This is a genomic window from Burkholderiales bacterium (assembly GCA_035518095.1).
GTDB lineage: Bacteria > Pseudomonadota > Gammaproteobacteria > Burkholderiales > JAHFRG01 > JAHFRG01.
This window is the reverse complement of the sequence record DATIXX010000005.1, coordinates 155277-172709: the sequence shown is the minus strand read 5'-3', so window position 1 is coordinate 172709 and position 17433 is coordinate 155277. Positions and strand designations below refer to the sequence as shown.

The following is a 17433-nucleotide window of genomic DNA, read 5'->3' as shown; positions in this document are numbered from 1 at the left end:
GGAATCATATACTCAGAACAGCGTCAAAGCGCATAGTTCTTCAAAATTACCCACATATTATGTATATTTTGGTTACACTACAAGAGAAATTGGACACATCCAACTGATCCAGCAAATGGCGCAACAAAATTCAACAACAACGGTTATTGCGCATCAGTTATCACGGTGGTTCGGCGCGCGCGGCGCGGTGCTGGAAATCAATTTAGAACTTAAAAAGGGCGAAGTGCTCGGTTTTCTCGGGCCAAATGGGGCCGGGAAAACCACGACCATGCGCATGCTGACCGGCAATCTGGCGCCCAGTGCTGGCAGCATCAAAATCTGCGGCATTGATTTGCTGGACCGACCGAAAGCCGCGAAGCAGCTGATCGGCTATCTTCCGGAAAGCCCGCCGCTGTACCGAGAGCTTAATGTCGATGAATATCTGTTGCTCGCCGCGCGACTGCATCGCGTAGCCAAATCCGCACTGAAAGTTAGCGTGGAGCAAGCCAAACAGCGATGTGGCCTGAATGAGGTCAGCAAGCAGCTGATCGGCAGCCTGTCGCGCGGCTATCAACAGCGCGTCGGCATTGCCCAGGCTATCCTCCATAAACCGGAAGTAGTGATCTTGGATGAGCCTACCGTGGGCCTCGATCCGATTCAAATGCGCGAAATCCGCATTTTGATTCGGGAGCTCGGCGGCACGCACAGTGTGATCCTCTCCACACACATACTGCCAGAAGTGGAAAGTGTGTGCGATCGAGTAGCAATCATGCACCTGGGAAAGAATGTGTACAGCGGCAGCATCGAAGCCTTAAAACACATACGCGAAGGACATTCGCTGCAGCTTGGTTTGCGCAATCCCCCGGAACTTGCACAGCTTCAGTTGCCCGGAGTAATTACCGTGGATAAGCTTAATGACACCTTGTTTAACATACAATTTGTCGCCGACGCCGACCCAAGCGAGGAATTGGTTAAAGCGGCAGCGGCGCAAGGCTGGGGGTTGTACCAGATAAATCGGCAGCAAGCGAGTCTCGAGGATGTATTCGTGCAACTTACGCAACAGTAACAAACGGCATGATCCTTACTCTTGCCGCTAAGGAACTGAAGTCGCTGTTTGCCGCCCCCCTTGCGTGGCTTGTTCTTTGCATCGTGCAGCTGCTCCTGGCATGGATTTTTCTGTCGCGCCTAGATACTTTTCTTTTGTTGCAACCACAACTCGAGCAGCTTGCCCAACCGCCCGGCGCCACTGAAGTGATCCTCGCTCCGCTTTTTGGCAGCGTTGCAGTGTTGATAATGATGGCGGTACCGCTTCTCTCGATGCGCCTGATCGCCGAAGAACGGCGCAATCAGACCATGCCTCTTCTGATGTCGGCACCACTATCCATGACCGAAATCGTGATCGGCAAATTCCTCGGTTTGGTGCTGTTTCTCGCCGCGTTGATAAGCCTTAGTGGGTTCATGGCAATTTCCTTGTATGCGGGCACCTCGCCCGATTTCGGCGTGCTGGCATCGAACCTGCTGGGGCTGTTACTGCTTAGCGCTTGCTACGCAGCGCTGGGATTATATATTTCATGCCTCACCTCGCACCCGGTGCTGGCAGCTGTCGGTACGTTAGGCGCGCTGCTCGGTCTTTGGGTTCTCGATGTCTCATCAAGTAATCCCGAAAGCCTGTCAAACTGGTTTTCACTGCTCAGGCATTTTGAAAGTTTCAACCGCGGCTTAATTGACAGCGCCGATGTTGCCTTCCTAGTGCTTTTTACTTTGACCTTTGTGGCGCTGGCAATCAGGCGTCTCGACGCCGACCGTCTGCGCGGCTGAAATTCATGCAAATTAATAAAAAGTTGCGCGTCCAGATGTTGCTGCAAAACAGCCTTTTCTTTGTGCTGCTGGTCGCCGCAGTTGTCCTGCTGTCACTGGTGGCGCGCGATCACCGCAAGCAGTGGGATGTGAGCCAGAACCGCCGCAACTCGTTGACTCAAGCCAGCCTGAATGTGCTTAACCAATTGCACGGACCGGTGATCATCACCGCGTTCGCAACGAAGCAGGATCCGCGGCTCGGGGACATACGCAAGTTGATCAGGGATTTTATGCAACCCTATGTTCGCGCCAAACCCGATATCCTTCTGGAATTTGTCGATCCTGCAGAGCAGCCAAAACTCACTCGAGAGGCCGGAGTGCAGGTCAACGGCGAAATGGTGGTCAAGTTCGGGGCTAAATCCGAGCATCTCACCACGCTCAACGAACAAACATTCACCAATCTGCTCATGCGCCTGGCGCGCACGCGACAACGGCTGGTAATGCAGATTGAAGGACACGGAGAAAGAAAAATCGATGGAAAAGCCAACTTCGACTTCGGCGACTTTGGAAAACAGCTCGCGGCCAAGGGATTTCAGACCACGAGCTTGAATCTGGCATTGGCACAGCAAGTTCCCGAGAATGCCAGCGTAGTCGTCGTCACGCAGCCACAAGTGGATTACTTTCCCGGTGAAGTTGCCAAACTCATATCCTATGTCGACAGAGGCGGCAATCTGTTGTGGTTGATCGACCAGGAACCGCTGCACGGACTGGAATCGCTTGCCGATTTGCTCAAGCTTAGGCTCACCCCCGGTGTCGTGATCGACCCGGCGGCGCAAGAACTTAACGCGCCCGCCACTTGGGCACTGGCAACCAGCTATGGCAAGCACCCAATTACCAATGACTTCAAACTCATCACGGTATTTCCTTTCGCCCGCGAGGTGAGCGTTGGTCAAAACCAGGATTGGCAGGTCATCAAGCTCATAGAAGTAGCTCAGCGCGGCTGGGTGGAAAACGGCAAACCGGACGAAACGGCGCGCTTCGACGAAAAACGCGATACCCGGGGACCGGTCACTATAGGCGTTGCGCTAACCAGGCAACTTAAAGGCCGCGAGCAACGCGTAGTTATAATCGGCGGCGGCGACTTTCTCGCGAACAGCTACCTTGGCAACGCCGGCAACCTGGATCTGGGCGTCAACATAATCAATTGGCTGGCGCAGGATGAGGATTTGATTACCATTCAACCTCGCGCCACTCTCGACAGCAATTTGTATCTTGGTCGGTCCGCGCTGACTATGATCACCTTTGGTTTTCTGATTGCGATGCCGCTGATCTTCCTGGTGACAGGCGCAGTGATCTGGTGGCGGCGTCGTAAACTATGAAATCGAGAATTTGGCTTAACACGGCACTTTTGCTTGCGGTCGCTGGCCTGGCTTCCACACTTTATTTCAAATTGCTAAACAACGCGTCGAGCGAATACCGGCTCTCAACACAGAAGGCAGAGGAAATCAACAGCATCACCGTAGACAAGCCTGCGGCGCTTACCCTAGTAAAACGCGGCCATGACTGGTTCATCACCCGTCCGCTTGCGGCGCGCGCCAATGCCTTTCAGGTGGATCAACTATTGGAAATTCTCTCCGCCACCAGTAGGCAGCGTTTCCCGGCGAATGATTTGACGCGCTTCGATTTGGACCGGCCGCAGGCGCTTTTGACACTGGGAAAGCAGACGTTCGGCTTTGGCGCGCTGAATCCATTGACCGCGGAACAATACGTGACGACGGCAGATAATGTCTATCTGGTGCCACCGCGTTACGGGGCTGCGGTTGCGATGCCCCTCAATGCTTTCCTTAATCACCTGCTGCTCGCGGAAAACGAGATACCGACCGGTTTCGATTTGCCGGGATACAAATTAAGACGAGTAGATGGGGCGTGGAACGTGTCGCCCGCACCGGCTGAACTTTCTCAAGATCAGTTAAACCGCTTTGCCGATGAATGGCACTATGCTTACAGCATCGCCAGCGTGCCCGCAAAACCCGCGCCTTATGCCGAGGCGATCAAAATTGCGCTTAACAACGGCGGCAGCGTAACGCTGCATATATTGCAGAAAAAACCGGAACTGATACTGCTGCGCGATGATGAAATGATTGCCTACCGCTTTCCGGAAGATGTGGCAAGACGTTTGCTCGACCCGTTTGCCGAAGCCCCTAAAACGGAGAAGTGACTGGCTTTAAATCATGCCTGAACTTCCGGAAGTGGAAATAACGCGCCGTGGTCTTGGTCCGCGCTTGCGCGCGAGGCGTATCGTGACGCTGGTCATTCGCAATCCGCAACTGCGGTGGCATGTCGCTGCGAATTTGCCGTGCTTGGTCAGCGGTCAAATAATCCGTAACGTCTCGCGGCGCGGCAAATACCTGCTTATTGGCTGCGGCGGGGGCACGTTGATCATGCATCTTGGAATGTCGGGCAGCCTGCGCTTCCTTGATCAGTCCGTCCCGGCGCAAACGCATGACCATTTTGATTTACTGCTGGATAACGGCAAACTGCTCAGAATGCGCGACCCGCGCCGTTTCGGCTCAGTACATTGGACCAGCAGCGAGCCACTCTCCCATCCGCTGCTCAGCAAACTCGGGCCTGAGCCATTGACTCACGCTTTCAGTGCCAATTGGCTGTACCGCGTTACGCGCAGCCGCGCTACGAGCATAAAGCAAGTTTTGATGGACAGCCACGTGGTAGCGGGAATTGGCAATATCTACGCGAACGAAGCGCTGTTCCGCGCTCGCATTCATCCCAAGCGAGCCGCATTGCGCATTGGTCACGAACGCTATGAAAAGTTAGTGCAAGCCTTGCGTAATACGCTGCGCCGGGCGATTAAAGCGGGCGGCAGCAGCTTGCGCGACTTTGCCAATTGCGACGGCGTCCTGGGAGATTTCCAACTGCACTGCCAGGTTTACGGTCGCGCCGGCAAACCCTGTAGAGTTTGTGGCACCCGCATCAGGCAGTTCAAGCAGGGGCAGCGCTCAAGTTTCTATTGCCCGCATTGTCAGATGTAGATAAGCGTGCGGTTGAGACGCAGGCCGCGACGGACCGACTAGGATGTCGGTACGCCTTTTTGCACGGTGAGCGCAAGGAATTTCTGTTGCAGTTGTTCCCTGCTTTCGACAAAATCCGGGTTTAGCGGGATGCAGTTCACTGGACACACTTCGACGCATTGCGGGCTGTCGTAATGTCCTACGCATTCGGTGCAAAGAGCAGGGTTTATAACGTAGATCTCTACGCCCTGCGAAATTGCGCCGTTGGGACATTCCGGTTCGCATACATCGCAATTAATGCATTCATCCGTGATCATCAGCGCCATCGCTGCATACTCACCCATTTACCTTTTTTTCATTTTGACATTCAGCTGTTCGGCAATCAAGGGCTGTACGAATTTTCCGACATTGCCGCCGAGAACCGCTATCTCGCGCACCATACTCGCTGAAATAAACATGTATTGCTCCGATGGCGTCATAAAAATCGTTTCCACATCGGGATGCATGTTACGATTCATCCCAGCCATTTGAAATTCATATTCGAAATCGGATAGGGCGCGCAGACCCCGCACTATGATGTTTGCACCCTGACCCCGCACAAAATCCATGAGCAATCCGGAAAATCCGATCACATGCACTCTCTCATAATCCGCTAACACCCTTTCCGCCATCTTTATCCGCTCTTCCAGCGTAAAAAAAGGTTGCTTACCGTGGCTGTCCGCAACCGCGACAATTACCTGGTCGAAGATGTGCGTGGCACGCCGCACCAAATCTTCATGGCCGCGTGTAATAGGATCGAATGTACCGGGATACACCGCTTTATTCATGTTATTTTCCATTTCAGCAGCCGATAATGAACTTTCCCCGCCCTGCCTTCGCGCCACACCTCCCAGTCCGGCGCGTCAAAAGCATTTCCGCTCTCAACATAAACCAGCCCTCCCTCTTCAAGGCGCCGCGGCATTTCCGCCAAAATGCCGCCAAGACCATTCTTGCGAAACGGGGGATCGAGAAAAATTACATGGTACGCGTTTCGGTCGACACTCAAGAATTGTAGCGCATTCGCGTGCACCAGTTCCAGGTTCTGCGCCCGAAGCTTCAGCGCATTATCGCGCAGCGCTTGGAATACATCGCGGTTTTTTTCCACCATCACCACCTTGCGCGCGCCACGGGATAGCGCCTCGAATCCCAATGCACCGCTCCCCGAGAACAAGTCCAGGCAGGTTTTGCCACTGAGATCCTGGCCCAGCCAGTTAAACAGGGTTTCCCTTACGCGGTCCGGAGTGGGCCGCAGGTCGGCCGCCGGCGGAAAGTGGATAATGCGGCTGCGCCACGTTCCTCCAATGATCCTGAGACGTCCGCGAGTCCGCATCAGGTTTCAGCTTGCGCCCGGTGCTCCTACAATTACGGTGACCATGTTGTCCGGGTCGATACGCCGCTGAAACGCGTTTTTAATCTGCGCTACGGTAACGCTCTCGACGTTAGGTATGAAGTCATCAAGATACGTAAGCGGCAAGCGATAAAAGCCGATTACCGAAAGATACTCGAGTATCTTCTTATTGGTATCTATGCGCAGCGGAAAACCGCCGACGAGATGCTGCTTGGCCGCTTTGAGTTCTTGCTCAGTCGGCCCGTTGGCTATGAAGTTGCGCAGCGTTTCGCGAACCACATTAATCGCCTCCTGCGCCTGCTCCTTTTTGGTTTGCAACCCGATTTGAAACGGGCCTTTCTGCTGCAGTGGATCAAAATAACTATAGACGCTATAAGCGAGTCCTCTCTTCTGCCTCACCTGCTCGACGAAGCGGGAAGAGAACCCTCCGCCGCCAAGGATGTAGTTACCGACAAAAAGGGCAAAATAGTCAGGGTCAACGCGCTTTATTCCCGGATACCCCATAAGAATGTGGCTTTGCGTCGCCGGATGTGGAATTTCGCGATCCTGCGCCTTTGCCGGAAGCGCGACTTCGGGCAGCACGGGTAAGGGCGATGCCTGTCGAGGCAGTTTCGCCGTAAGGTTCTCAGCGATTTCACGTGCCGCGTCGCGGCTTACATCACCAATGATGGCCACTACAGCATCATTTGCGGTGTAATAAGTGCGGTAAAACGCCTCTAGATCAGAGCGCTGGAGCGGCTCCACGCTGTCCACTTCTCCGGATATGCGCCGAGCGTATGGATGGCTGCCATAGAGAAGCGTGTAAAAGGCGCGCTCCGCGATGCTTTCGGGTTTGGTGGCCGAATCCTTGAGAACTGCCACGATGCGTGCTTTCTCCCGCTCCAGCACTTTTTCGGGAAATTCCGGCTGTTGCACGATGCGCGATAATATGTCGAGCGCCTGATTGCGCTCGCGCTCGCTGCTCAGCGTTCTCACGGTCACTCCGGCGCGGTCCTGATCGATGCGCCCGCCAAGCTGCGCTCCGACATCGGCTAGTTTTTCGCCGATTTCGTCCTCGGAAAGCCCGCCTGCGCCAAGGCTCAGCATATGCCGTGTGAGATTCGCCAGGCCGGATACAGCGGGCGAATCGCGGCCGCTGCCAGCCGCGAAATCAATGCTCACGTCAAGCATCGGCAGTTCGTGGCGTTCAACGAAATAGACGCTGGCCCCGCTCGAAGTCTGCCAATGTTGTATCGGCAATATGCCAAATGCAGGTCCTGTGCCTGCGAATAATCCAACCAAAGCCACGCCGCACCCCCTAACGACGCTAATCATGCCGTAACCCTGCCGGCGCCTTATGAGACTTTTCCTGATCAAGGGGCTGCGGGTCGAGCACAGCGATTGTAAGGCTGTCGTCTTGGAAATATTTTTTTGCCACAGCCTGCACTTGCGCAGCGCTTACCGCTCGCAACTTGCTCACTAAATTATCCAGTGATTTATATGACAGTCCGGCCATTTCCCACCCCCCGATCTGATGGGCTTGGGCCATTACTGAATCACGCTCAAATACTTTGTTGGCAATGACTTGGGCCTTCACCCGTTCGAGTTCGTCGTTGGTCACGCCGTCAACGATAATTTTTTGCAACTCACCACGCATGGCCGCTTCCAGATCTGCAACAGTTTTGTTTTCGCTGGGAACGCCTTCCAGGTAAAAGAGCCCGGGACCGCGTCCCGTAATGTCGTAATCCGCCCCAGCGGAAGAGGCAACCTGCGTTTCCCGCACCAAATTGCGGTTTAACCGAGCAGATTCGTTGCCGTCGAGCACGCCGGCAAGAACCTGGAGCGCGTAAGGTTCCCAGTCGCGTTCGGCGTCGCGCAACACCGGCGCATGGTAACTCATCATGACGTACGGCAACTTGGCCGGTGCTTTCACCGTCACGCTGCGGCTGCCACGTTGTTGCGGCTCTTCCTGCGGTTTCCGTACCGGTAATACTTTGGATTTAATTGCGCCGAAATAACGTTGAGCAAGTTTAAATACTTCTCCGGGCGTCACGTCTCCCACCACCACCAGCGTGGCATTATTCGGCGCATACCAGGTGTGGTACCAGTGCTCCAGATCTTGCGCGCGCATATTCACCAGGTCATTCATCCAGCCTAGGACGGGTCTGCGGTACGGGCTCGCTTCGAAAGTGGTTGCCATTAATTGCTCGTACACCAGCGCTTGCGGGTTATCGTCGGTACGCCAACGCCGTTCTTCCATTATTACCTTCATTTCCTTTGCAAAGCCATTTTGGGAGAAATTCAGGTTTTGCATGCGATCTGCTTCAAGTTTCATTGCCAGCGGGAGCTTCGACTTGTGCAGTAATTGGAAATACGCGGTGAAATCCCTACTGGTAAAAGCGTTCTCCCGGCCGCCGGCCTGGGCAATGATTTTGGAAAACTCTCCCTCTGGCACCTTTTTGGTGCCCTTGAACATCATGTGTTCCAGCGCGTGGGAGACACCGGTCGTGCCGTTCTCTTCATCTAAGCTCCCGACCTTGTACCACACCATCGACACGACAACGGGTGCACGGTGGTCCTCCTTGACAATCACCCGAAGCCCGTTGCTCAGCGTATGCTCGCTGGTCGACGCCCGAGCAACATGCGAGAGCGAACCAGACAAAACAACAGCGAGAAGAACATTTGGTTTTGCAAAAAGCCTAAAGATTGCCATCATTCTTTTAGCCTGGATCCGACGAATTGGGAATAGAATTATACCCGCAACGAATCGCAAATACGCGTTTTGTGACAGCACATCGCCATGTTTAGTTTCTTGAAGCAAGACCAGAACACGCGCACTGAAGATGCAGCAAACTGGGCGGCACGGCTAAAGCAAAACCTGTCGCGCACCCGCAATCAGTTGGGCGGACAACTGGCAAACCTGCTGCGCAGCGGCAAGATTGACGAGACACTTTATCAGGAATTGGAACACACGCTGCTCAGCGGCGACGTGGGCGCAGCAGCCACCGAGTATCTGCTGGAAATGTTGCGCGCGCGCGCCAAGCGTGAAAACCTGCAACGAGCGGAAGAGCTGCAAGCAGTTTTGCGGCAGTGCTTGCTGGATTTGCTCGCACCGCTGGGCAAACCCGTTGACATTGGCGCGATACGGCCGTTCATTATTATGTTGGCAGGGGTAAATGGCAGCGGCAAAACCACCAGCATCGGCAAGCTTGCAAGATATTTTCAGAAGCAGGGAAAATCGGTTGTGCTCGCGGCGGGCGATACGTTCCGTGCGGCGGCGCGCGAGCAGCTGCAGGCGTGGGGCGCAAGCGGCAGTGTCACCGTCATCTCCCAGGAACGCGGGGATCCCGGGGCTGTAATTTTCGATGCCATACATGCAGCCAAGGCGCGCTCCATCGATATCGTGCTGGCTGATACTGCAGGCCGGCTTCCCACGCAATTGCATTTAATGGAAGAGATCAAGAAAGTAAAACGCGTGATCGCCAAGGCGGAACCCTCGGCACCGCATGAAATCCTGCTGGTACTTGATGCCAACACCGGACAAAACATGGTGAATCAGGTTAAGGCGTTTGATGATGCTTTGGGTTTGACCGGACTTATTATTACCAAGTTGGACGGCAGCGCCAAGGGCGGGGCATTAGCCGCTATTGCCAGGGCGCGGCCGGTTGCGGTCCGTTTTATCGGCATTGGTGAGAAACCCGATGACCTACGACCGTTCGATGCCGTGGAGTTTGTGGAGACCGTGCTTGCATGATTAGCTTGAGCCAAGTCGGCAAGCGCTATCCGGGGGGCTACGATGTCCTCAGAAACATTTCGTTCACCGTGCAGCCGGGTGAAATGGTTGCCGTAACCGGTCATTCCGGCGCCGGCAAAAGTACCCTGCTTAAATTAATTGCCGCCATCGAGCGCCCCACCCGCGGCAGCGTTGTTGTAAATGGCCAAAATACCAGCAAACTGCGCGCTTCAGCAATTCCGTATCTGCGTCGCAATTTTGGCCTGGTGTTTCAGGATCACAAGCTGCTGTTCGAGCGTACTGTATTTGAAAACGTGGTGTTGCCTCTTCAAATCACCGGTTATGAACGCAAGGAGAGCGGTAAACGGGTACGCGCAGCGCTCGACAAGGTGGGTTTGCTGGATAAGGAAAAGACGTATCCGATCACACTGTCTGGCGGAGAGCAACAGCGTTTGTGCATCGCGCGCGCTATCGTTAACCGGCCGGCAATTTTGCTTGCCGACGAGCCCACTGGAAATTTGGACGCGGCCTATGCCAGCGACATCATGGGGCTGTTCAAATCATTCAATCAGGTGGGGGTGACGGTGATCATCGCCAGCCATGATAATGCAATGTTGCTGCGATTAAATCCGCGTCTGCTGAGGCTCGACCACGGGGAACTGGCTTCGTGAAGTATTGGCTTGCGCATCATGTACAATCCATGCGGCTTGCCCTGAGACGTCTTCGGCAAAACCCGTTTGCCAGCCTACTCAATATCAGCGTCATCGGCATTGCAATAAGCTTGCCCAGTGGACTTTACGCTCTGCTCAGAAACCTCGAAAGCTTGTCCGGACAAATCGGCGGCGAACCCCAGATAAGCCTGTTTTTGGGTACGCAGGCGACCCCAGCGGATGTCGCCCAAATACAGTTGCGGCTTAAAAACAATCCTTCAGTGCGTAATTTCCAATTCGTGCCACGTGACAAGGCGCTGCGTGAGCTCCAACGGTCAACCGGTATCGGCGATGTGGTGCAAAGCCTGACGCAAAACCCTTTGCCCGATGCATTTATAATTCACGCGAAAAATTCCTCTGCGGATGCCTTGGAAGCATTGCGAAACGAGATCAGTTCTTGGCCCAACGCCGCGCATGTGCAGCTGGACTCGCTTTGGGCGCAGCGGCTGGATGCGTTGTTGCGGCTTGGCAAACTGATCATATTGCTGTTGGCTATGTTGTTAAGCTTCGCCTTGGTGGCAGTGACGTTCAATACGATAAGGCTTCAAATTCTCACCCAACGCGACGAAATTGAGGTGGCGAAACTGATCGGCGCAACCGGCCGTTTCATTCGCCGACCATTCCTGTATATCGGAACTCTGCAGGGGTTGGCGGGCGGGGCGGTCGCCTGGGTCATCGTGGCGGGAAGCATTGAAGTGCTGAATAAGGCTCTCGCGGATTTGGCCCGGCTATATTCGATAAATTTCCAGTTAAATCACTTAGATATGAAAGACAGTGCAATCTTGATTTTATTTTCAGCATGGCTTGGCTGGCTGGGCGCTTGGCTATCGGTAAGCAGGCATCTGCGGCAAATCGAACCGCGTTAGCCAGAACTTTCCCTATGCTTGGCACTCTGAGATGGAGAGTGCTAAAATATTTTTTTGAGGGATTTCGAATGACGCAAACTATGGCTTTGCCTATCCCGTCGGTGACGGGAAGCCTGGAGAGTTATATCCAGGCGGTAAACCGCTTTCCTATACTCACGCAAGAGCAGGAGACGGAATTAGCACGACGCTGGCGCGCGGATAACGACCTGGAAGCAGCCAGACAGTTGGTGCTCTCACACCTGCGCGTCGTGGTCGCTATCGCTCGCGGTTACATGGGTTATGGGCTGCCGCAGGCAGACCTGATCCAGGAAGGCAACATCGGGCTCATGAAAGCAGTTCGACGCTTCGACCCGGAGCGCGGAGTGCGCCTGGTGTCGTTCGCCGTACACTGGATACGCGCCGAGATCCACGAATTTATCCTTCGCAATTGGCGCATCGTGAAAATCGCCACGACCAAGGCGCAGCGCAAGCTATTTTTCAATTTGCGCAGCCTGAAACAGGGGCTGGAACCTATGCGTCTTAAGCAAACAATGGATGTGGCCAATCTGCTTGGCGTGAAAAGTTCAGAGGTATCTGAAATGGAGACGCGCTTGAGCGGGCATGATGTCGCGTTAGAACCGGCGGTCGATGACGACGAAGCATATAGCCCGATCGCATACCTCAGCGATCCGGAAAATGAGCCATCGCTTATCCTGGAACGCGAACAGGACAGTCGTTTGCAAACCACGGATCTCAAGCGAGCGCTTGAGAGTCTCGATCCGCGCAGCCGCCGCATCATCGAAGAACGCTGGCTTCGGGAAAAAGATTCGGCGACACTGCACGATTTGGCTGCAGAGTTCAAGGTCTCGGCCGAACGCATCCGGCAGCTTGAAGAAAAAGCGTTCGCCAAAATGAAAGCGGCAATGGTGGCTGGTTAATTCTCGGCAAGCAGGAGTCTGACGTCGTGCAGAAAAACCGGCGCCCCCTGCCCATAGCTTACAAACAAGCGCAGTCTTCCTTTCTGATCGAATACATAGGTGCCGGCCGAATGGTCCATGGTGTAATCATCGGGACCACTGCCGGCAACTTTCTGGTAGACGATTTTAAACTCCTTTGCGGTTCTGGACGTCGCTTCGGGGTCACCGTACAGACCTAGAAAACTGGGGTAGAACGAGGGTACGTACTTCGCCAGCACTTGCGGTGTGTCGCGCTGCGGATCCACAGTCACGAACAATACTTGCACGTTCTCGGATTCCGGGCCCAATTGCTTCATCACCGTTGCGAGTTCAGCGAGTGTAGCCGGACAAACATCGGGACAATGGGTATAGCCGAAGAATAGCACCACCACTTTGCCTCTGAAATCCTCAAGGCTTCTGGACTTGCCATTGTGGTCCGTCAAATGAAAATCTTTTCCGAAACTTGCGCCAGTAATGTCAGTAGATTGGAAGTGTTCTACTTTGGCTGTTGTATCACATCCGACAAGCGCGCCCAAAATACCAGATAGCAGACCGGCCAGCAGAAATTTGGTCATAAGACGCAAGAAAAGTTGGCTTCAACGCCAGTGATCTAATAGTAGCGCGGCGAATAGCGCCGCGAGGTACACGATGGAATATCGAAACGCGCGCTGCGCCAGCGCGTCGCTGTAGTCCACAAAGATTCTCACTCCATAATATAAATAAATCCCTCCCAGCGCGCAGGCGCTTAATAGGTAGAGCCAGCCGCTCATCTTGGTTACAAACGGCAGCAGGCTCACGGCAACGAGAATCAGCGTATACAGAAGTACGTGCAAGCGAGTGTACTTATCGCCGTGGGTGACCGGCAACATGGGTAATCCTGCTTTGGCATACTCGTGTTTGCGATACAGGGCGAGAGACCAGAAATGCGGCGGAGTCCATGCAAAAATGATCAGAAACAGCAACAACGCATCGTAGGAAATTTCCCCGGTTACCGCGGTCCAGCCCAGCACGGGCGGCATTGCGCCGGATGCGCCTCCGATGACAATATTTTGCGGCGTCATGGGCTTGAGAATCACGGTGTAAATAACTGCGTATCCCAGAAAAGTCGCAAGGGTCAGCCACATGGTAACCGGATTGATGAATCGGTCAAGCAACCACAGCCCCGCGCCGCCTAGCGCGCCGGAAAAAACGAGTGTCTGCAGTGAAGTCAACTCCCCGCGCGGCAGCGGGCGGTAACGAGTACGTGCCATAACTGCGTCGATTTTTTGCTCAATCAGGCAATTCACTGCTGCCGCGGCGCCGGCTACCAGTGCAATTCCCGATGTGGCGAAGAGCAGCGTATTGAACTGGACCATGCCCGGCGTTGCAAGGAACATTCCAATAACTGCGGTAAATAGGATAAGCGACACCACGCGTGGCTTGCACAATTTGAAATACTGGTGAACGCGGGTACCCGCTCGCTCCCAGGTTAAGCTAAAGGCCATCGTCAACTCCCGAACTCGATAAATTAAAGTTTAACACCACCATGACGACCAGTAATAGCGCAGCAGCGGCATTGTGGGCCACCGCCAACGGCAAAGGCCGGCTTAACAAAACGTTGCCAATTCCAAGCGCGACCTGCAGGCAGACGATGGTCAGCAGCAACACCCCGTATTTTTGCAACCGTTTGATGCGCAGAACCGCAATTGCCAGAGACGCGAGATAACACAAAACAATTAACGCGCCGAGTCGATGTGTCCAATTTATGGACGCGAGCGCCAAATTGGACAGTGTGTTGCCGCTCGTCGTTCCCTCACTGCCAACCAGCTGAAAGCCTGCCGAGAAATCCATCTTGGGCAACCAGCTGCCGTTACATAGCGGAAATCCGCCGCAAGCGAGAGCTGCGTAATTGGCACTCACCCAGCCGCCCAGCGCGATCTGCACCGCCAACAGCCCAAGTCCCAGCCAGCCCCAGAATTTTAGCGAGTCCCGACTCACGGCATATACGGTTGGCCGCGCATATTGCCGCAACGCCAACCAGCACAGCAATGCCAGGGTGACCATGCCCCCCAGCAGATGCAGGGAAACCACAACCGGTTTCAATAACAAAGTTACAGTCCACATTCCAAGCAGCGCTTGCAACGCGACCAGCCCGGCAAGTAACAGTGACAGTAACGGCGATTGCTGCAACTCAGCGCGCTTGCGTGAAGCGTAAACGGCAATTGCCACTATCAGCAAAGCCAGCGTGCCTGCCAGATATCGATGCGTCATTTCAATCCATGCCTTGGCGTTATCGAGCGGCTTGTTCGGAAATTCTAAATGAGCAATACCGCGTGCTGGTGCGCTTTGAGGCACGGCGAGACGGCCGTAACAACCAGGCCAATCCGGGCAGCCCAGTCCGGCGTTTGAAAGACGCACGAAGGCTCCAAACACCACTACTGCATATGCGAGAATTGCGGCGGTTAAGACAAGTTTTCGAAACATCATCCGATCTGGGAGGCCATGAGCAGTCGGCTAATATCCTTGATCATTTTTCTGGGGTCCGCATTACGCGGAAAGCGCAACATCAGATTACCTCGTGGATCGACGACGTAAATATGGTCTTGTGGCGAATTGGCCGAGGGAAACACAGCGAGCAACGCGCCACTCGTATCCCGTATCAACCAGGTGCCGGCATATTCTTTTACCAGCTGTTGCTGCGGCGTACCACCGTCGTCAATTACCCATACGCGCTCGATGCGGTCCATGTCCTTACCCTGCGTGAGACGCAACTGCCGTAAAAAATACAATTTCTTGCGGCAGCTCTGGCTGCACGCGGCGGAATCCACTTGCAGCAGCAGCCATTTTCCACGAAGTTCGCTGATGCGAAATGGTCGCCCGTCTAGCGATTGCAATTCAGCGTCCGGTAATAGACGCGGCGGCAGAAGTTCACCGTAGTTCATGGTTCCCTGACGCGGCTCCCAGAAATAAAACGTGATATATGCTGCCGCCACTGGTGTGGCGCACAGTAGCACGATCAAAAGCAGCTTAATCCTTCCGCGGTGATACTCGTTTGACATTCAGCACCAAATATAAAATTATGATCGCTGTAGCCAGCATGAACCACTGGAACGCATAGCCGCGGTGCATGTTAACACCCACGTCCGGACGTTCCCAATCCCTCACCAATCCATCTGCAGTGTCATTTTCCTGTTCAATCACAATCGGCTGAATTTCGAACGGTACCGCTTTGCGATAGCGCTTCAGCACGAGGTTTTCCCAGATTTTTCCTTCCACCGTTTGCGAGGAGAGCTCGAGTATTTTCTTGCTGGGAACCACCGCAATGCCGCTGATTTTCACTGGCTGCCGCGGCGTCGGTATTACGGGCAAATCCAGACGTTCCGCGGCTCTTGGCACCCAGCCACGGTTAATCAGAATGTAAGTCCGGCTGCCTGCAATTTGCAGAGGCGTTATCACCTGGTAACCCGCAATACCATGATAAATGCGGTTGTCCAGATAAATGGTGTAGGAATCGGCATACCGTCCCTGCACTTCGACATTGCGAAACCGATATTCATCAGGATTGACCTGGGTCGCGGGAACGCTGACCGGCGGCTGCTTGGCCAGCTCCTCGAAGCGGTCTTCAAGTTTCTGCTTTTCACCCGCGCGCTCAAGCTGCCAGTGCCCGAGCCAGAGGGTCAGTAACAATACCGCGCCGGCGGCAATACTGGACCACAGCCTGGGCTTGAATTCAAAACCATAAAGCATCCCTGTTGGCAACGAAGTGGCGAATCGTCTAAACTGAATTTTTTACAAGGAAATGCAGCGTGAGAATCATCGTCTTCCTCTTCATCGCGATCATACTTATCAGCCTCGGTTCTGCGCTGTATTACCTGATCAAGGACAAAGGCAAATCCGAACGCACCGTTAAGGCGCTTACCGTGCGCATTACCTTTTCCATAGTGCTGTTCCTTATCCTCATGCTGGGCTTTTACTTCGGCCTCATTCCGCCCCAGGGGTTGTAATTCCTGCTTAAGAAAAAAAGGCGCCGCACAGTGATACCATGCGGCGTCAGTGTCCCTCTTTTTATTTGCATGGGGTTCCTCCTCCTTGTTGTTACTTGTGTGCTGCGTTTTCCTCCTTGAGCAGAATATGCCCGCGAGTTATAGCCAATAGACCAGAATAAACAGCAGCAGCCACACCACGTCAACAAAATGCCAGTACCACGACACCGCCTCGAATCCGAAGTGGTGCTCAGGCTTGAAATGTCCGGCTATGCAACGGCCCAAGATAGTGACCAGCATAATGGTACCGATGGTTACATGCAAGCCGTGAAAGCCGGTCAGCATAAAGAAGCTTGCACCGTAGGCACCCGTGGTAAGGTTAAGATTCAATTCTGTGTAGGCAAGCCAGTATTCATGCGCCTGCAGTGCCAAGAAGGTCCAGCCTAACAGGATTGTCAGTATAAGCCCGATGATAAGCTGTCTGCGGTCGTTGCGCTTCAATCCCCAGTGAGCCCAAGTGACGGTGGCGCCGGAGGAAAGAAGGATCAACGTGTTGATCGCGGGTATGCCCCACGCCGCCATGGGCGTGAACTGTTCCTTGAGTCCGGGCCCCGCTACCGGCCAGTGAGCGGTGAAATCCGGCCACAGAATCTTGTTTTCGAAATCCCCGAGCCAAGGTATCGCCAGCACGCGCATATAAAATAGCGCGCCAAAAAATCCCGCAAAGAACATGACTTCAGTGAAGATGAACCAGCTCATACCCCAGCGAAAGCTGAGATCAACTTGATTATTGAATTTTTCGCCTTCGCTTTCGCGGATCACGGTACCGAACCAGCCGAACAGCATAAAGATCAAAATGGAAAGGCCACCCACCAACACCCATGGCCCGATATTCGCATGATTGTTTATCCACAGCGTTGCGCCGATCGCCATGCAAAACAGTGCTAGCGAACCGAGAATCGGCCAGTGCGATGGCGATGGCACGTAATAATGTCGAGGCTGTTGCGTCATGAAGTCCTCTCTTTTTAGTGTACCCTGATTCCTACTTCTACAACTCGC

General features: G+C 54.1%; 21 protein-coding genes. 10 read left to right on the top strand and 11 right to left on the bottom strand.

Annotation, left to right across the window (positions count from 1 at the left end; all coding sequences use genetic code 11):
- Positions 1–115 precede the first annotated feature (115 nt).
- The 5 genes from VLV32_01195 to mutM are packed head-to-tail and all read left to right on the top strand — an operon-like array spanning position 116 to position 4823.
- The gene (locus VLV32_01195; GenBank protein HUL40516.1) at positions 116–1045 is read left to right on the top strand and encodes an ATP-binding cassette domain-containing protein; all 930 of its coding nucleotides are present in this window, start codon (positions 116–118) and stop codon (positions 1043–1045) included.
- 8 nt (positions 1046–1053) lie between these two features.
- Positions 1054–1797 (top strand): ABC transporter permease subunit, encoded by a 744-nt coding sequence (locus VLV32_01190; GenBank protein ID HUL40515.1) that lies wholly within the window; start codon positions 1054–1056, stop codon positions 1795–1797.
- Positions 1798–1802: 5 nt separating this feature from the next.
- Positions 1803–3155: a GldG family protein gene (locus tag VLV32_01185; protein ID HUL40514.1), complete on the top strand. Its 1353-nt coding sequence runs from the start codon at positions 1803–1805 to the stop codon at positions 3153–3155.
- Positions 3152–3994, top strand: coding sequence for a DUF4340 domain-containing protein (locus tag VLV32_01180; protein HUL40513.1), 843 nt, complete (start codon positions 3152–3154; stop codon positions 3992–3994). The genes VLV32_01185 and VLV32_01180 overlap by 4 nt, the downstream gene beginning before the upstream one ends.
- Before the next feature lie 13 nt (positions 3995–4007).
- Positions 4008–4823, top strand: coding sequence for a bifunctional DNA-formamidopyrimidine glycosylase/DNA-(apurinic or apyrimidinic site) lyase (gene mutM / locus VLV32_01175; GenBank protein HUL40512.1), 816 nt, complete (start codon positions 4008–4010; stop codon positions 4821–4823).
- 38 nt (positions 4824–4861) lie between these two features.
- Here mutM and VLV32_01170 read toward each other — a convergent pair whose 3' ends face one another.
- Genes VLV32_01170 through VLV32_01150 form a run of 5 tightly spaced genes read right to left on the bottom strand, consistent with a single transcriptional unit; the run spans position 4862 to position 8884 of the window.
- Complete coding sequence (locus VLV32_01170) at positions 4862–5128, bottom strand: YfhL family 4Fe-4S dicluster ferredoxin (GenBank protein HUL40511.1); 267 nt, start codon at positions 5126–5128, stop codon at positions 4862–4864.
- Positions 5129–5146: 18 nt separating this feature from the next.
- Positions 5147–5629, bottom strand: coding sequence for a pantetheine-phosphate adenylyltransferase (gene coaD, locus VLV32_01165; protein ID HUL40510.1), 483 nt, complete (start codon positions 5627–5629; stop codon positions 5147–5149).
- Positions 5626–6171 (bottom strand): 16S rRNA (guanine(966)-N(2))-methyltransferase RsmD, encoded by a 546-nt coding sequence (rsmD, locus tag VLV32_01160; protein HUL40509.1) that lies wholly within the window; start codon positions 6169–6171, stop codon positions 5626–5628. Before rsmD ends, coaD begins: the two co-directional genes overlap by 4 nt.
- Positions 6172–6177: 6 nt before the next feature.
- Entirely contained in the window at positions 6178–7503 is a 1326-nt protein-coding gene (locus VLV32_01155; GenBank protein ID HUL40508.1) for a pitrilysin family protein, read from the bottom strand.
- Positions 7496–8884, bottom strand: a complete 1389-nt coding sequence (locus tag VLV32_01150) for a pitrilysin family protein (protein ID HUL40507.1) — start codon at positions 8882–8884, stop codon at positions 7496–7498. Before VLV32_01150 ends, VLV32_01155 begins: the two co-directional genes overlap by 8 nt.
- Positions 8885–8968: 84 nt before the next feature.
- Between VLV32_01150 and ftsY the strand changes: the two genes are divergently transcribed.
- The 4 genes from ftsY (at position 8969) to rpoH (ending at position 12394) form a co-directional block, all read left to right on the top strand.
- Positions 8969–9922 (top strand): signal recognition particle-docking protein FtsY, encoded by a 954-nt coding sequence (gene ftsY / locus VLV32_01145; GenBank protein ID HUL40506.1) that lies wholly within the window; start codon positions 8969–8971, stop codon positions 9920–9922.
- A complete protein-coding gene (gene ftsE / locus VLV32_01140; protein ID HUL40505.1) occupies positions 9919–10572 on the top strand; it encodes a cell division ATP-binding protein FtsE in 654 nt (217 codons plus the stop codon). The genes ftsY and ftsE overlap by 4 nt, the downstream gene beginning before the upstream one ends.
- On the top strand, positions 10569–11477 hold the full coding sequence (gene ftsX, locus VLV32_01135; GenBank protein ID HUL40504.1) for a permease-like cell division protein FtsX: 909 nt from the start codon (positions 10569–10571) through the stop codon (positions 11475–11477). Before ftsE ends, ftsX begins: the two co-directional genes overlap by 4 nt.
- A gap of 68 nt (positions 11478–11545) precedes the next feature.
- A complete protein-coding gene (gene rpoH / locus VLV32_01130; GenBank protein HUL40503.1) occupies positions 11546–12394 on the top strand; it encodes an RNA polymerase sigma factor RpoH in 849 nt (282 codons plus the stop codon).
- On the opposite strand, the gene VLV32_01125 is transcribed toward rpoH, so the two are convergent.
- Genes VLV32_01125 through VLV32_01105 form a run of 5 tightly spaced genes read right to left on the bottom strand, consistent with a single transcriptional unit; the run spans position 12391 to position 16138 of the window.
- Positions 12391–12987, bottom strand: coding sequence for an SCO family protein (locus VLV32_01125; GenBank protein ID HUL40502.1), 597 nt, complete (start codon positions 12985–12987; stop codon positions 12391–12393). The genes rpoH and VLV32_01125 overlap by 4 nt on opposite strands.
- 21 nt (positions 12988–13008) lie before the next feature.
- A complete protein-coding gene (gene cyoE, locus VLV32_01120) occupies positions 13009–13896 on the bottom strand; it encodes a heme o synthase (GenBank protein ID HUL40501.1) in 888 nt (295 codons plus the stop codon).
- Positions 13886–14878 (bottom strand): COX15/CtaA family protein, encoded by a 993-nt coding sequence (locus VLV32_01115; protein HUL40500.1) that lies wholly within the window; start codon positions 14876–14878, stop codon positions 13886–13888. The genes cyoE and VLV32_01115 overlap by 11 nt, the downstream gene beginning before the upstream one ends.
- The gene (locus tag VLV32_01110) at positions 14875–15450 is read right to left on the bottom strand and encodes a cytochrome C oxidase subunit I (GenBank protein ID HUL40499.1); all 576 of its coding nucleotides are present in this window, start codon (positions 15448–15450) and stop codon (positions 14875–14877) included. Before VLV32_01110 ends, VLV32_01115 begins: the two co-directional genes overlap by 4 nt.
- Complete coding sequence (locus tag VLV32_01105; GenBank protein HUL40498.1) at positions 15419–16138, bottom strand: SURF1 family protein; 720 nt, start codon at positions 16136–16138, stop codon at positions 15419–15421. The genes VLV32_01110 and VLV32_01105 overlap by 32 nt, the downstream gene beginning before the upstream one ends.
- A 59-nt stretch (positions 16139–16197) precedes the next feature.
- On the opposite strand from VLV32_01105, the gene VLV32_01100 reads away from it, so the two are divergent.
- Positions 16198–16395, top strand: coding sequence for a twin transmembrane helix small protein (locus VLV32_01100; GenBank protein HUL40497.1), 198 nt, complete (start codon positions 16198–16200; stop codon positions 16393–16395).
- Positions 16396–16533: 138 nt separating this feature from the next.
- On the opposite strand, the gene VLV32_01095 is transcribed toward VLV32_01100, so the two are convergent.
- Positions 16534–17385 (bottom strand): cytochrome c oxidase subunit 3, encoded by an 852-nt coding sequence (locus VLV32_01095; protein ID HUL40496.1) that lies wholly within the window; start codon positions 17383–17385, stop codon positions 16534–16536.
- Positions 17386–17433: the final 48 nt, after the last annotated feature.

What these genes read in the sequence shown, in the direction of transcription:
- VLV32_01195 (HUL40516.1), top strand. Translation starts at nt 116, where the DNA reads ATGGCGCAACAAAATTCAACAACAACGGTTATTGCGCATCAGTTATCA.
- VLV32_01190 (HUL40515.1), top strand. Translation starts at nt 1,054, where the DNA reads ATGATCCTTACTCTTGCCGCTAAGGAACTGAAGTCGCTGTTTGCCGCC.
- VLV32_01185 (HUL40514.1), top strand. Translation starts at nt 1,803, where the DNA reads ATGCAAATTAATAAAAAGTTGCGCGTCCAGATGTTGCTGCAAAACAGC.
- VLV32_01180 (HUL40513.1), top strand. Translation starts at nt 3,152, where the DNA reads ATGAAATCGAGAATTTGGCTTAACACGGCACTTTTGCTTGCGGTCGCT.
- mutM (HUL40512.1), top strand. Translation starts at nt 4,008, where the DNA reads ATGCCTGAACTTCCGGAAGTGGAAATAACGCGCCGTGGTCTTGGTCCG.
- VLV32_01170 (HUL40511.1), bottom strand. Translation starts at nt 5,128, where the DNA reads ATGGCGCTGATGATCACGGATGAATGCATTAATTGCGATGTATGCGAA.
- coaD (HUL40510.1), bottom strand. Translation starts at nt 5,629, where the DNA reads ATGAATAAAGCGGTGTATCCCGGTACATTCGATCCTATTACACGCGGC.
- rsmD (HUL40509.1), bottom strand. Translation starts at nt 6,171, where the DNA reads ATGCGGACTCGCGGACGTCTCAGGATCATTGGAGGAACGTGGCGCAGC.
- VLV32_01155 (HUL40508.1), bottom strand. Translation starts at nt 7,503, where the DNA reads ATGATTAGCGTCGTTAGGGGGTGCGGCGTGGCTTTGGTTGGATTATTC.
- VLV32_01150 (HUL40507.1), bottom strand. Translation starts at nt 8,884, where the DNA reads ATGATGGCAATCTTTAGGCTTTTTGCAAAACCAAATGTTCTTCTCGCT.
- ftsY (HUL40506.1), top strand. Translation starts at nt 8,969, where the DNA reads ATGTTTAGTTTCTTGAAGCAAGACCAGAACACGCGCACTGAAGATGCA.
- ftsE (HUL40505.1), top strand. Translation starts at nt 9,919, where the DNA reads ATGATTAGCTTGAGCCAAGTCGGCAAGCGCTATCCGGGGGGCTACGAT.
- rpoH (HUL40503.1), top strand. Translation starts at nt 11,546, where the DNA reads ATGACGCAAACTATGGCTTTGCCTATCCCGTCGGTGACGGGAAGCCTG.
- VLV32_01125 (HUL40502.1), bottom strand. Translation starts at nt 12,987, where the DNA reads ATGACCAAATTTCTGCTGGCCGGTCTGCTATCTGGTATTTTGGGCGCG.
- cyoE (HUL40501.1), bottom strand. Translation starts at nt 13,896, where the DNA reads ATGGCCTTTAGCTTAACCTGGGAGCGAGCGGGTACCCGCGTTCACCAG.
- VLV32_01115 (HUL40500.1), bottom strand. Translation starts at nt 14,878, where the DNA reads ATGATGTTTCGAAAACTTGTCTTAACCGCCGCAATTCTCGCATATGCA.
- VLV32_01110 (HUL40499.1), bottom strand. Translation starts at nt 15,450, where the DNA reads ATGTCAAACGAGTATCACCGCGGAAGGATTAAGCTGCTTTTGATCGTG.
- VLV32_01105 (HUL40498.1), bottom strand. Translation starts at nt 16,138, where the DNA reads ATGCTTTATGGTTTTGAATTCAAGCCCAGGCTGTGGTCCAGTATTGCC.
- VLV32_01095 (HUL40496.1), bottom strand. Translation starts at nt 17,385, where the DNA reads ATGACGCAACAGCCTCGACATTATTACGTGCCATCGCCATCGCACTGG.